Origin of the sequence: Peristeroidobacter soli (assembly GCF_004138485.1) — a bacterium.
Lineage (GTDB): Bacteria > Pseudomonadota > Gammaproteobacteria > Steroidobacterales > Steroidobacteraceae > Steroidobacter > Steroidobacter soli.
This window is the reverse complement of sequence record NZ_RYEV01000007.1, coordinates 410,109-423,667: the sequence shown is the minus strand read 5'-3', so window position 1 is coordinate 423,667 and position 13,559 is coordinate 410,109. Positions and strand designations below refer to the sequence as shown.

The following is a 13,559-nucleotide window of genomic DNA, read 5'->3' as shown; positions in this document are numbered from 1 at the left end:
GTCCGCCGCACTTTTCCGGCGGCGTGACCGCCTTAGTGACGATTCAGGTATTCCTTAATCGCAATCGTAAAACGCGTCGACAGCCTTGCTGTCGCGCGAGAGTGACGTTCATCACAAGCACTACGGGGTCGGCGCAATCAGCGCTTCACCAGCCAGTCCGCCGGATCGAGTGCCGTTCGACCTTTGCGGATTTCGAAGTACAGACCGGGCTTGCCCATGCCCGCCGCGTCACCCACGGCGGCCAGCACGTCGCCCGGCTGAACACGATCGCCGACGCGGCGATACACCTGCTCGTTGTGACCATACAAACTCATGTAGCCACCGCCGTGATCGACCACGACGAGCAGTCCCAACCCCGGCAACCAGTCGGCATACACGACGCGGCCGTAATAAGGAGCACGCACCTGGGTCCCCCTCTCAGCGCCGATGACCATGCCCTGCCATTTCAAAGGACCGCCGGCGCGTAACGTTCCGAAGCGTGCCAGCAGCGAGCCTTTCACCGGCCACGGCAGCTTGCCCTTCACGCGCAGGAACGGTTGCTCGGAAAGCTCGGGGAATTCTTCGATGGCCCGGCGCAATGCTTCGACCAGCTTTTCCAGCGCCTGCGCTTCTCGTTGCAGTTTCGCCAGCTCGTCGTTGCGGTTCTTGATCTTCGATTGCACCTGAGCCAGCGTGCGTGCGCGTTGATCGCGTGCGCCGGCCAATGTTTTCACATCCTGCGCCTGACCCGCTTCGATCTGGCGTAACTGCTCGGTCTCGGTGGCGATGCTCTCGGAAAGCAGCTCGAGATGCGCGAGGTGCTCACCGATCGCGGTGATGCGCTCGGCACGCGCCCGGCCGAAATATCCGTAGTAGGCGATCATGCGGCCCAGCTGCGCCGGGTCCTGCTGATTCAGCAACAGCTTCAGCTGCTCCTGGCGACCATTCATATAGGCCACCCGCACTTCGGCGGCCAGCGCCTCCCGCTCGTCATCGATGCGCTTGTTGGTGGCCTGCTGCTCGGCCTTGAGATCCGCGAGGCGATTTTCGGAGGCGATCCGGCGCGCGCGGACATCGGACAGCCGCTCGCGCGCCGACTGGATCTTGAGCTCGGCTTCCTTCACCTGCCCGGCCAGCGCGTCCCGGCGCTCGGCCTCGGCCTGGATGCTGCGGCGGATGGAGTCGATTCGATTACGGACCTGCTTGAGCTCGGCTTCCTTGGCAGCCGGGGTCGGCGCCGCGCCGGTGGCCGTGGCTTGAAAAGCCAGGGTCCCCAACCCAACTGTGCAGAGGGCAGCCAGGGCAGCCGTGACGAGACGCAAATTTGACATTGGCTAGGCGAAATCCAGGTCCTGCTGTCCGGGAACTTGGGCAAGCGCCCCGGCTGTTATACTTCGCGCCCTTTTGCCAGCCCCACGGGTTGAATCCCGACCTGCTGCAATGAATCGATTCTTTGAATACACCACCAACCATCCGTTCCTGGTCGCCGCTGCGGCGATTCTCGCCGTTATTGCGATCGTGATCGAGATGCGTCAGCGCGCTCGCGGCGCCAGCGCCGTCGGCACGGCGGATGCGGTCAGGCTCGCCAACACCGGCGCGCTGGTGCTCGACGTTCGAGACGGCAAGGATTATGAGGCTGGACACATCATCGAGGCGCGCCACATTCCTGCGGCTGAAATTGCCAGCCGCGCGGAATCCTTGAAGAAATTCAAGGAGAAGCCGGTCATCGTCTATTGCGATGCCGGTATGACCTCGGCCGGAGCCGCGCGCCAGCTGCGCGCTTCCGGGTTCAACAAAGTGGTGACCTTGAGCGGTGGTCTGAACAGCTGGCGGCAGGAGAATCTGCCGTTGGTGAAAGGTGCCGCCAGGAAGGACGGTAAGCACTGATGAGCGAGATCGTGATGTATTCGACCGCGTGGTGCGGCTACTGCCAGCGCGCGCGCAATCTGTTGGAACGCAAGGGCGCGGCCTTTCGCGAGATCAAGGTGGATGAGGTTCCGGGGGAACGCGAGGTGATGCTCCAGAAGAGCAATGGCCGCCGCACCGTGCCGCAGATCTTCATCGGCGAGCGCCACGTCGGTGGTTACGACGACCTCGCGGCTCTCGATCGAGCCGGTGAATTGGATAAACTGCTCGCCCAATTGCCCAAGTAGGGGCCAGCTTCGGCTGGTGGGGCTCGAGGCGCGGGTCCAGTCATATTCATGTATGCCGCGCCCATTATTATTCGACGAATACGACAGAGGACTCGAAATCATGGTTGACGAAGTACCCGCCGCCAACGGCCAGAACGGCGATCCCAATGCGCCGCAGTTCGCGCCGCAGGCGGTGTATCTGAAAGACGTGTCTTTCGAGGCGCCGACCGGGCCGCGCGTCAATCCGAACACGAATCCCACGATCAACCTGAACCTCAACACCGCGGTCAACGACATCGGCGGTGACATGAAGGAAGTCGTGCTGACCGTGCGCGTCGAAGCGCAGGCGGACAACAAGACGCTGTGGCTGGTCGAGCTGCAGCAGGCCGGCGCGTTCGGCATCCGCAACGTTCCGCAGGACGACATGCAGCGTCTGCTCGGCATCTTCTGCCCGAACTACCTGCTGCCCTATGCACGCCAGGTGATCTCCGATCTGCTCATGAAGGGTGGCTTCCCACCGTTCCTGCTGCCGCCGGTGAACTTCGACGCGCTGTTCGCGCAGGCCGCGGCTCGCGCTCAAGGACAGCAGCCGGCCGCCGGCACTCCCTCCTTCAACTGATCACGCCATGTCTGTGGCGCCAGAGGCGGCAGCCGACGGCTCAACATGCGTGGTGCTGGGCGCCGGCTCCTGGGGCACGGCGCTCGCGATCCAGTTAGCTCGGGTCGCGCTTCCCACCTTGCTGTGGGGGCGCGATTCGACCCATCTCGCCGAGCTGCAACGCGATCGGCGTAACGCGCGCTATCTGCCGGACGCGCCGTTTCCCGAACAGCTGCGCATCGAGCCGGATCTGCAGACGGCTTTGCAGGCGAGTCGCGATGTCATCGTGGCTGTGCCCAGTCATGCCCTGCGCGGGATGCTCGAAGAGATCGCTCCGCATTTGCGGGCCAACGCCCGCGTTGCCTGGGCCACCAAGGGCTTCGAAGTTTCCACCGGCTTGCTGCCGCATCAGGTCGCTCGCGAAGTGCTGGGCGAGAGAGTGCCCACAGCCGTCATTTCCGGACCGACCTTTGCCAAGGAAGTCGGGGCGGGCTTGCCGACGGCAATGACCATTGCCGCCAGCGATGCTGCTTTTGCGGCCGAGCTTGCTCAGCGTTTTTCCGGTCAGAACTTCCGCGCTTATACGTCGACGGACATCACGGGCGTCGAGGTGGGCGGAGCCATCAAGAATGTGATGGCCATTGGCGCCGGCATTTCCGATGGCCTCGGCTTTGGTGCCAACACGCGGATTGCGTTGATCGCGCGTGGGTTGGTTGAAATGACCCGGTTGGGGGTGGCGCTCGGCGCCAAGAAAGAAACATTCATGGGCCTGGCGGGGCTGGGCGATCTGGTGCTCACGTGCACGGACAATCAGTCACGCAATCGGCGGTTTGGATTGGCGCTGGCGTCGGGCGAGAAAGTCGATGCCGCGCAGAAGACGATTGGCCAGGTGGTCGAGGGTGTGCTCGCTGCCAACGCCGTTCGAACGGTTGCCCAGCGCGCGGGCGTGGAGATGCCGATTTGCGAGCAGGTGTACCGCGTCGTTTATGAAGGCGTCGCGCCGAAAGATGCGGTGAAGGAATTGATGAGCCGGGCGCTCAAGCCGGAGTGACGGCGGCTCATAACGCCGCCGCAATTATTTTTGCGGCTGGCGCCGCGTGACCGGAATAGCTCTTCAACGCCCGTTTCGCTCACCAACTGCCAGCAATGACCGTCGCGCTTTGACTTGAGCGGCTGCGGAGTCGTCAGGGTGGCGGGTCGATGGCGAATTCCAGCTGGCGCCAGGCTTCGTACACGATCACGGCGGCGGCATTGGAAAGATTGAGGCTGCGATTGCCGGGGCACATTGGGATCGTCAGCCGGTGCTCGGCCGGGCAGGTTTCCAAGAGATCTTGGGGCAGGCCTCGCGTTTCCGGTCCGAATAAAAACGCATCGCCAGGGACGAATCGCGGCTGATCGTAGCGGGTCTTGCCGCGTGTCGAGATCGCGAACCAGCGCTTCACGGCAATGGCGGTGAAGCACTCCTCCAACGAATCCCACGCTTTGACGTTCGCCAGATCGGCGTAGTCCATTCCCGCGCGGCGCACGGCCTTTTCGCTGATGTCGAAACCCAGCGGCCGGATCAGATGCAATGACGAGCCGGAGTTGGCGCACAGGCGAATGATGTTGCCGGTGTTCGGAGGAATCTCCGGCTGGAAAAGAATGACGTGGAACAACTCGGCGCCCCTGCGAGCCGCAAGCTAACAATTGCGGCGAAGGGTAGCAGGCACCCGCTGAGCCCGCAGCCCGAATCGCGCTTGCGCGGCGAGCGCTCTTACCCACAATCGTCCTCTTGACGGCAGGCCGCACTGAATCGTGTTGAGGCGCGAGCGCGCTATTGGCGCTTGTGATGACAACTTGCGCGCGAGCCTTGGCAGCGGCCCTGACAATCGCGCCACTTCCGGGCCGCGCTGCGCGTTGGCCGTCAGGCTCAACGCGCACGGAAGAAATAGAAACTGGGTGGCTGCGTTATTCGTCGTCCATCGCCAGCTCTTTGAGCTTGCGGGTCAGGGTATTTCGGCCCCAGCCGAGCAACTTCGCCGCTTCCTGCCGGCCGCCTTCCGCTTTACGCAGGGCGGCGCGAATCAAGGTGCGCTCGAACTCGGGCATGGCGTCGTCGAGCAGCGGGGTTTCGCCGGCGGCGAGCCGCTTCTCCGCCCAGTTGGTGAGCTGGCGGGTCCACTCGTCCTGCAACTTCGCCGGCCCCGGGATACCGCCCAGATCGCTGGGAATATCTTCGGCTTTGATCTCGCGACCCGGCGCGGTCACCGTCAGGCGACGGCACGCGTTCACCACCTGCCGCACATTGCCCGGCCAATCGAAATTGGACAGCGCCGCCGCCGCCTCCGGCGTCAGCACCTTGGGCTCGACGCCAAGCTCGACCGCCGCCTCGTTCAAATAGTGCATCAGCAGCTCGGGAATATCTTCGCGACGCTGGCGCAGCGGCGGGACTTCGATCCGAATGACGTTCAAGCGATGTAACAAGTCCTCACGGAACAAGTTCTGCTTCACACGCCCTTCCAGATCCTGGTGAGTCGCCGCGATCACTCGCACATCGACTCGCACCGGCACCTGACCGCCGACGCGATAGAACTCCCCTTCCGCCAACACACGCAGCAGTCGTGTCTGCAGCTGCGGCGACATGTCGCCGATTTCGTCGAGGAACAACGTGCCGCCATCGGCCTGTTCGAAACGGCCGCGACGCTGCGAATCCGCGCCGGTGAACGAGCCCTTCTCGTGACCGAACAATTCAGACTCGAGCAGGTCCGCCGTGAACGCCGACGTGTTCAAAGCGATGAACGCCTTGTTCGCTCGCGGGCTGTGACGATGCAAAGCGCGGGCGACCAGTTCCTTACCGGTACCGGACTCGCCGGTGATCAACACCGTCATGCTCGAGCGCGACAACCGGCCGATGGCACGAAACACTTCCTGCATGGCCGGCGCCTGGCCGAGCATTTCAGGGATCCGTCGCGCTTCCGTCGAAGCTTCCTCGACGCGGGTTTTCTGCTGAGCCGCGCGACGTACCAGATCGACCGCCTGGTCGATATCGAATGGCTTGGGCAGATATTCGAACGCGCCGCCTTGATAAGCCGCGACCGCGCTATCCAGATCCGAATGCGCCGTCATCACGATGACCGGCAGGTCGGGCTGGTTGTCGCGAATCTCGGTCAGCAGCTCGAGGCCGCTGCGGCCGGGCATGCGAATGTCTGTAATCAAAACATCGGGACGATCCCGGCGCAGCGCCGCGAGCGCCGTGTCCGCGTGATCGAAGGCTGTGGGTGCCATGCCGCCCTGGCGCAGCGCGCGCTCCAGCACCCAGCGGATGGAGGCGTCGTCATCGACGAGCCAGACGTTAAGCGTTTTCACTGGTGTGGTCTGTAACATGGAAGGGCAACAAAATTGTGAAAGTGGTTTGACCCGGCCTGCTCTCGAATTCGATCAGACCGTCGTGACGACTCACCAGGTCTTGCGCCACTGCCAGACCAAGTCCAGTACCGTCGGCTCGCCCCGTGACGAGCGGATAAAACAAAGTGTCGCGCAGATGCTCGGGCACACCCGGGCCGTTGTCTTCGAATTGCACACTGGCGACGAGTCGATGCCGACGCGCGCCGATATTCACATTGGTGAGGGCGCGAGTGCGTAACACCAGACGCCCGTCGCGGCCCGTGTTCTGAGCCATCGCCTGCAGGGCGTTCTTGCCCAGATTCAACATCGCCTGAATGATCAGATTGCGATCCAGGTGCAGCGGCGGCAGGCTCGGGTCGTAATCGCGATCGATCACGAAACCGGGTGGCGCATCCGCCGAGAGCAAATGCCCCACGTGCGCGAGCAGCTCGTGGATGTTGATCGATTCCTTGCGCGGAAAATGTCCCGGGCCGAGCAACGTGTCGACCAGGGTCACCAGACGATCGGCTTCACTGATGATGACTGTCGTGTATTCACGCATCGACGCGTCGTCGAGCTGACGAGCCAGCAATTGCGCGGCGCCTCGCAAGCCACCGAGTGGATTCTTGATCTCGTGCGCGAGCTGACGAATCATCAACCGGCTGCCGCCGATCTGAGTCAGCAACGCAGTCTCGCGCGTGATGCGCTGATGTTGAGTCGCGTCGCTGATCTCGATGAGCACGGCGCCAGGCGCGCCGCTTTCTTCATAAGGCGCGACCGTGCAATCGACGACGAGCTCGCCCTCGCCGTAGATCGGGTGCAACGCCAGCTCGCGTCGCGAGAACGGACGCGAAGTAGTCGCCGCGCGATCGATGACTTCATCGAGTACGGCGGAGTCTTCCAGAAATTCAGCCAGCGGACGGCCGCGCACTTGATTGCGACTGACGCCGAACAGCGCCTCGGCGGAAACATTCAAATAAAGCAGCGAGCGCGCGCGATCGACGATCAGCACGCTGGTGCTGAGACTGTCGAGGATACGCCCGGAGTCAGCGCTGACCATGAGATGGGAAGGTTGCGCGGCCATTCGCGTCCTTCACCGCAGCCCGTCCGCTCGATGGAGCGGCACGCGGGCGGAAACAGATATCAGCTGCCGGCTTTGGGACCGGTGGGCGTGGCGGGCTTGGTCTTCACCGGCAGATTGGTGCTCGGATCGATGACCGCCTTGCCGCCATTCAACGCCTGATAGCTCGGCTGCTTGGTGGTCAGCTTGTTGCCGGCGGTGCGTTTGGGCTTGTTGGTATTGCGCAGGGCCGGACCGACCGGCGGGTTCGCGATCGATTCCTGCCGCACATGGAAGGTCACCGGTGGCGTTTCCTGAATCGTCTGACCGCCCTGGGTGATAACGGCCTTCACCGTGTGGCTGCCGCGCGGCATGTCCGAAAACTCGTGACTCATCGGGCTGAAGCCCGCCACGGGCGAGCCATCCAGATAAAGAGTCACGGTGTGACCCGAAGTGATCGCCGGTGTGGCGGCCAGCGACACGGTCACTTTGCCACCCGAATTGATGAACGCCTGATCCTGCTGCGGACTGACGATGACGAAGCGCGAATACGGCGGACCGGCCTTGACCGGCGGCTGCGATGCCGGGGGTGAATACGAAGGCGGCGGGGTGGCGGCGCGACTGGGGCCGCTGCTCAGCTCCACTTTCTCGGCGCCCGCGATGGGCTGATCCGAAAAGTGCGTGACACCTTTGTCGTCCACCCACTTGTAAACGGTCTGACCGGCGAAGGCCGGTGCCGCCAGTGCGAGGAGAACATAAAGCGCCGTACGCATATGTAATGAGCATAGCCGCTCCACCTCGACCTGACAAAAGCGGTGACGGCGTATTTGTGACCGCCGTCACCGTTACAGAAAAACCAGTCAACGGCTGCATCCGAAAACGCAGCCGCCGACTGCCGTAGTTAGACGCTGTAATACAGCTCGAACTCCAGCGGGTGCGTCGACATACGCACCTTGGTCACTTCCTGCATCTTCAGCGCGATGTAGGCATCGATCACGTCGTCGGTGAACACGCCGCCGGCCTTCAGGAAGCCGCGATCCGCATCCAGAGACTGCAGCGCCTGTTCCAGCGAATAGCAGACTTCCGGAATGTTCTTCGCTTCTTCCGGCGGCAGGTCGTACAGATCCTTGTCCGCGGCTTCGCCCGGGTGGATCTTGTTCAGGATGCCGTCGAGGCCGGCCATCATCATGGCCGCGAACGCGAGATACGGATTCGCGGTCGAGTCCGGGAAGCGCACTTCGATACGACGGCCCTTCGGGTTCGCGACCCAGGGAATACGGATGGAAGCGGAACGATTGCGGGCGGAGTACGCCAGCATCACCGGCGCTTCGAAGTGCGGCACCAGGCGCTTGTAGCTGTTGGTGCTCGCGTTCGTGAACGCGTTGATGGCCTTGGCGTGCTTGATGATGCCGCCGATGTAGTACAGCGCCATGTCCGACAGGCCCGCGTACTTGTCGCCCGCGAAGGCCGGCTTGCCGTCCTTCTGGATCGACTGGTGCACGTGCATGCCGCTGCCGTTGTCGCCGACGATGGGCTTCGGCATGAAGGTCACGGTCTTGCCGTAGGCGTGCGCGACGTTGTGAATCGCGTACTTCAGCAGCTGCACTTCGTCAGCCTTCTTCACCAGCGTGTTGGCGTTCACACCGATTTCGCACTGACCGGCGGTCGCCACTTCGTGGTGGTGCACTTCGACCTTCATGCCCAGCTCTTCGAGGGCATTGCACATGGCCGAACGGATGTCCTGGAACGAATCGACCGGCGGGACGGGGAAATAACCGCCCTTCACGCCGGGACGGTGCGCCATGTTGCCGCCCTCGAACGCCTTGCCCGAGGACCAGGCGGCTTCGACGGAATTGATCTCGAAGAACGACCCCTGCATGTTGGTGCCGTACTTCACGTCGTCGAAAATGAAGAATTCGTTTTCCGGGCCGAACAGCGCCTTGTCACCGATGCCGGTGGACTTCAGGTAGGCCTCGGCGCGCTTCGCGATGGAGCGCGGATCGCGCTCGTAACCCTGCATGGTGGAGGGCTCGAGCACGTCGCAGCGGATGATCAGCGTGGTCTCTTCGAAGAACGGATCGAGCACGGCGGTGCTGGCGTCCGGCATGAGCACCATGTCGGATTCGTTGATGCCCTTCCAGCCGGCGATCGAGGAGCCGTCGAACATCTTGCCGTCGTCGAAGAAGCCTTGGTCGACGGTATGCGCGGGAACGGTCACGTGCTGCTCTTTGCCGCGAGTGTCCGTGAAGCGCAGATCAACGTATCTGACCTCCTTCTCTTTCAGCATGCTGAGGACTTCAGCGGGGGTCGTCATGAGTTCTCCTCCGGTAGACAGCGAGATTGAGAAGTCCCGGGCCGCTCGCCGCTACGACGCCAGGAGGTTGTTGAGGACCAGACAAAATTGCAGGAAGCATGCCAGCGCACCGTGATGGCGCAACTGCTGGATTTTGGTGATGCCATGCGGAAAACATTACAAATGTCCGCCCTAAATTGGAGCATATGCAGCCATCGACGCACCATAGGCGTGCGCCGACGAGGTGCCCGAGGCCCCAATCTGTAGCAGACCCGGATTTCATGGGTGTGGCGGGTATACTCGCGCGCTTTTCCCCCTTAGGACCGGACCCCAGATGGCCGCATCGAAAGCCGTCGTCCCGCCGCGGACTTTTCAGGACCTGATTTTCGCCCTCCAGTCGTACTGGTCGAAGCAGGGGTGCGTGATCCTGCAGCCCTACGACATGGAGATGGGCGCAGGTACCTTTCACACCGGCACCCTGCTTCGCGCCGTGGGGCCGGAGCCGTGGAGCGCCGCCTATGTGCAGCCCTCGCGCCGTCCCACGGACGGTCGTTACGGCGACAACCCGTTCCGGCTCCAGCACTACTACCAATTCCAGGTGGTGCTGAAGCCGTCGCCGCCGAACATCGTCGATCTGTATCTGGGATCGCTAGCCTCGCTCGGCCTCGACCCGCTGATCCACGACATCCGACTGGTCGAGGACAATTGGGAATCGCCCACCCTCGGCGCCTGGGGCCTGGGCTGGGAAATCTGGCTGAACGGCATGGAAGTCACCCAGTTCACTTACTTCCAGCAAGTGGGCGGGCTGGACTGCAAGCCGGTCATGGGCGAGATCACTTACGGTCTGGAGCGCCTGGCCATGTATCTGCAGGGCGTCCATAGCGTGTACGACCTGTTGTGGACCGACGGGCCGAACGGCCGCGTGACCTACGGCGACGTCTATCACCAGAATGAAGTGGAGCAGTCGAAGTACAACTTCGAGCTGGCGGACACCGCGCTGCTGTTCCGGCACTTCGACGATCACGAGGCGGCGTGCAAGAAGCTGCTCGAAGCCGGGCTGGCGTTGCCGGCGTATGAGCAGATGCTCAAGACCTCGCACACCTTCAATTTGCTCGATGCCCGCAAAGCCATTTCGGTCACCGAGCGTCAGCGCTTCATCCTGCGCGTTCGCGCGCTCGCGAAAGAAGTCGCCGAAACCTACTACAAGACCCGCGAGGCACTGGGCTTCCCGATGCTGAATCGCGCGGCTGCTGAAGCTGAGACCGCGGCATGAGTAAACGTGATTTTCTGGTCGAGATCGGCACCGAGGAATTACCGCCGAAATCGTTGTTCACGTTGGCCGAGTCGTTTGCCAACGGCGTCGTCAAAGGCCTCGACGAAGCCTCCGTCAAACATGGTGACGTGAAGTGGTACGCCACGCCGCGCCGCCTGGCGGTGTTCGTCGCGGGTGTCGCCGATCAACAGCCGGATCAGCAAATCAAACGTCAGGGCCCGGCGGTTGCCAATGCCTTCGGTCCCGATGGCCAGCCGACCAAGGCGGCGCTCGGCTTTGCCGCGTCGTGCGGCGTGACGGTTGAGCAGCTGGCGCAGGTCGACGGGCCGAAGGGCAAGGTGCTGCAGTTCGAAGGCTCGAAGCCCGGTGCGGCGACGACTTCCCTGTTGCCCGGCATCGTCACCGCCTCGCTCGACAACCTGCCGATCGCGCGCCGCATGCGCTGGGGCGCGGGCTCGCAGGAATTCGTTCGCCCGGTTCACTGGGTCGTGATGTTGTTTGGTTCGAGCGTCGTCGAGGCCGAGATCCTCGGCATTCAGGCGGGCAAACAAACCCAAGGGCATCGGTTCCACGGACCGAAGCAGCTGGCGATCAGCAATCCGGCGAAGTACGCCGAGATGCTGCTCGAAAAGGCCCACGTCGTCGCCGATGTCGGCGCTCGTCGTGAACGCATTCGTGCCGAAGTGAATGCGATCGCCGATTCTCTCGGCGGCCAGGCTGTGATCGAAGATTGGCTGCTCGATGAAGTCACGGCGCTGGTCGAGTGGCCGGTGCCGCTGTCCGGTCGCTTCGATGAACAGTACCTGCGTCTGCCGCAGGAAGTGCCGATCGCCACCATGCAGGACAACCAGCGTTACTTCCCGGTGCGCGGCAACGACGGGCAGCTGATGAACTACTTCATCACGGTTGCAAACATCGCCAGCCGCGAGCCGGATCGGGTCCGCGATGGTAATGAACGCGTCGTGCGCCCTCGCCTCGCCGACGCCGCTTTCTTCTGGGACACCGACCGAAAGGAACGTCTCGAAACTCGTTACGCCGCGCTGAAGGCGGTGACGTTCCAGGCGAAGCTGGGTTCGCTGGCGGACAAGAGCAATCGCGTCGTCACGCTCGCGCAGCGGATTGCTGAAGGCATCGGCGGCAACGCTGAGCTCGCGGCACGGGCCGCCAGGCTGAGCAAATGTGACTTGTTGTCGGCGATGGTCGGCGAGTTTCCCGAGCTGCAAGGCTTGATGGGCAAGTACTACGCGCAGCTCGATGGCGAAAACGCCGAAGTCGCCACTGCGCTCGAAGAACAATATTGGCCACGGTTCGCGGGCGACAAGTTGCCGGCGACCAAAACCGGCATCGCGCTATCGATCGCGGACAAGCTCGACACCATCGCGGGCATTTTCAGCATCGGACAGAAACCCTCCGGTACCAAGGATCCGTACGGCCTGCGTCGCGCGGCTCTCGGCATCCTGCGCACGGTCATGGAGCACAAGCTCGATCTGGATCTGCGCGTGCTCGTGGACCAGGCCGTCTCGTTGCAGCCGGTCACGGCGCCCGCAAATATCGGCGAGGACATCTGGGGTTATCTGATGGAACGTCTGCGGTCTTCCTACCTCGAGGAAGCGGGCGGCCGTGCCATCACCACGGAAATGTTCGACGCCGTGCTCGCAAGCAAGCCGCACACGACCTTGGATATCGATGTCCGTCTGCAGGCACTGGAAGGATTTCTGGCGTTGCCTGAAGCCGCGAGCCTGGCCGCTGCGAACAAGCGCATCGCCAACATCCTGCGCAAGGCGACCGGCGATCTGTCGGGGGTGGTGGAAATCGGCCAATTCCGCGAGCCCGCGGAACGGCAGCTGTTCGACCACGTTGTTTCCATGGAGCGCGCGGTGAATCCCCTGTTCTCACGCCGTGAGTACACCGGTGCACTCACTCAGCTCGCGACCTTGAAGGAAGATGTGGACCGCTTCTTCGATTCCGTGATGGTGATGGCGGAAGATCCGGAAGTGCGCGCGAATCGATTAGGCTTGCTGGTGCGCCTGCGCGGGTTGTTCCTGCAGGTGGCCGATTTGTCGCGACTCCCGGGATAAGAGGCGTGTAATGCAGCTGCTGAGGTCGATCCTATTCACCACTGCACTGTTTATCGGGACACTGCTCTACGCAGTAGTGGTTCTGGCGTTCGGCTGGTTACCCAGCCAGCGGCTGTATGCGATCGCCCGCAGTTGGGGTCGCTTGAATCTGTGGCTGCTCGCGAAGCTCTGCGGCCTCACCTATACAGTCGAGGGTCGAGAAAACATTCCGCCGGGCGCGCATGTGTCCATGTGGAAACATTCCTCGGCGTGGGAAACTATCGCGCAGGCCGCGGTCTTTCCGCCTCAAGCCTGGGTGCTCAAGCACGAGCTGATGTGGATCCCGCTGGTCGGCTGGGCCGTCAAATGTCTCAAGCCCATCGCCATCAATCGCAAGGCTGGCGCCGCGGCCGTTACTCAAGTGGTCGAGCAGGGCAAGGCGCGGCTTCAGGAAGGGCTGTGGGTCCTGATCTTCCCGGAAGGCACGCGCGTCGCCGTCGGTGAGACCCGGAAGTACGGCGTGAGCGGCTCGCTGCTCGCGTCGAGAGCGGGCTGCAAGATCATTCCGGTCGCTCACAATGCCGGTTACTACTGGCCTCGCCGCGGATGGGTCAAAAAGCCGGGCACGATTCGCGTGGTCATCGGCCCGCCGATCGATGCGGCCGGCCGCGATGCTCGCGAGCTCAATGAAGAAGTGCGGTCGTGGATCGAAAAGAAGCTGGTAACGCTGACGCCGGAGGGCGCGAGTGGCACGTCGGATGCGTCGAGCCGGCCGGTCGCTGCCGGCTGACCGTTAATCGAACC

The 13,559-nt window shown here is 62.9% G+C and carries 13 protein-coding genes; 7 read left to right on the top strand and 6 right to left on the bottom strand.

What is annotated here, in order from left to right:
- Positions 1-137 precede the first annotated feature (137 nt).
- The gene (locus EKO19_RS31195) at positions 138-1,256 is read right to left on the bottom strand and encodes a murein hydrolase activator EnvC family protein (protein ID WP_157995521.1); all 1,119 of its coding nucleotides are present in this window, start codon (positions 1,254-1,256) and stop codon (positions 138-140) included.
- 163 nt (positions 1,257-1,419) lie between these two features.
- On the opposite strand from EKO19_RS31195, the gene EKO19_RS31190 reads away from it, so the two are divergent.
- The 4 genes from EKO19_RS31190 to gpsA all read left to right on the top strand — a co-directional run bounded on the left by EKO19_RS31190 (position 1,420) and on the right by gpsA (position 3,760).
- Positions 1,420-1,866 (top strand): rhodanese-like domain-containing protein, encoded by a 447-nt coding sequence (locus tag EKO19_RS31190; RefSeq protein ID WP_129781319.1) that lies wholly within the window; start codon positions 1,420-1,422, stop codon positions 1,864-1,866.
- Positions 1,866-2,132 carry a glutaredoxin 3 gene (gene grxC / locus EKO19_RS31185; RefSeq protein ID WP_129781318.1) on the top strand — a complete coding sequence of 89 codons (267 nt, stop codon included), beginning with the start codon at positions 1,866-1,868 and terminating at the stop codon, positions 2,130-2,132. The genes EKO19_RS31190 and grxC overlap by 1 nt, the downstream gene beginning before the upstream one ends.
- A 100-nt stretch (positions 2,133-2,232) precedes the next feature.
- Entirely contained in the window at positions 2,233-2,730 is a 498-nt protein-coding gene (secB, locus tag EKO19_RS31180) for a protein-export chaperone SecB (protein WP_129781317.1), read from the top strand.
- A 7-nt stretch (positions 2,731-2,737) separates the two neighbouring features.
- Complete coding sequence (gene gpsA, locus EKO19_RS31175) at positions 2,738-3,760, top strand: NAD(P)H-dependent glycerol-3-phosphate dehydrogenase (RefSeq protein ID WP_129781316.1); 1,023 nt, start codon at positions 2,738-2,740, stop codon at positions 3,758-3,760.
- A gap of 133 nt (positions 3,761-3,893) precedes the next feature.
- Here the strand turns inward: gpsA and EKO19_RS31170 are convergent, their stop codons facing one another.
- From EKO19_RS31170 to glnA, 5 genes are all read right to left on the bottom strand, one after another.
- Positions 3,894-4,364, bottom strand: a complete 471-nt coding sequence (locus tag EKO19_RS31170; RefSeq protein ID WP_129781315.1) for a tRNA (cytidine(34)-2'-O)-methyltransferase — start codon at positions 4,362-4,364, stop codon at positions 3,894-3,896.
- 292 nt (positions 4,365-4,656) lie between these two features.
- Positions 4,657-6,054, bottom strand: coding sequence for a nitrogen regulation protein NR(I) (gene ntrC / locus EKO19_RS31165; protein WP_281281135.1), 1,398 nt, complete (start codon positions 6,052-6,054; stop codon positions 4,657-4,659).
- Positions 6,041-7,156, bottom strand: coding sequence for a nitrogen regulation protein NR(II) (gene glnL / locus EKO19_RS31160; protein ID WP_217705728.1), 1,116 nt, complete (start codon positions 7,154-7,156; stop codon positions 6,041-6,043). Before glnL ends, ntrC begins: the two co-directional genes overlap by 14 nt.
- Positions 7,157-7,215: 59 nt before the next feature.
- Entirely contained in the window at positions 7,216-7,905 is a 690-nt protein-coding gene (locus tag EKO19_RS31155) for a DUF4124 domain-containing protein (RefSeq protein ID WP_129781313.1), read from the bottom strand.
- A gap of 128 nt (positions 7,906-8,033) precedes the next feature.
- The gene (gene glnA / locus EKO19_RS31150; protein WP_129781312.1) at positions 8,034-9,446 is read right to left on the bottom strand and encodes a glutamate--ammonia ligase; all 1,413 of its coding nucleotides are present in this window, start codon (positions 9,444-9,446) and stop codon (positions 8,034-8,036) included.
- A gap of 313 nt (positions 9,447-9,759) precedes the next feature.
- Here glnA and glyQ point away from each other — a divergent pair, with 313 nt between their 5' ends.
- From glyQ to EKO19_RS31135, 3 genes are read left to right on the top strand one after another with little or no spacing between them, the layout of a single operon-like run.
- Positions 9,760-10,698, top strand: a complete 939-nt coding sequence (gene glyQ, locus EKO19_RS31145) for a glycine--tRNA ligase subunit alpha (protein ID WP_129781311.1) — start codon at positions 9,760-9,762, stop codon at positions 10,696-10,698.
- A complete protein-coding gene (gene glyS, locus EKO19_RS31140) occupies positions 10,695-12,776 on the top strand; it encodes a glycine--tRNA ligase subunit beta (protein WP_129781310.1) in 2,082 nt (693 codons plus the stop codon). Before glyQ ends, glyS begins: the two co-directional genes overlap by 4 nt.
- Positions 12,777-12,786: 10 nt before the next feature.
- Positions 12,787-13,545 (top strand): lysophospholipid acyltransferase family protein, encoded by a 759-nt coding sequence (locus EKO19_RS31135; RefSeq protein ID WP_129781309.1) that lies wholly within the window; start codon positions 12,787-12,789, stop codon positions 13,543-13,545.
- The last annotated feature ends 14 nt before the right edge of the window (positions 13,546-13,559 follow it).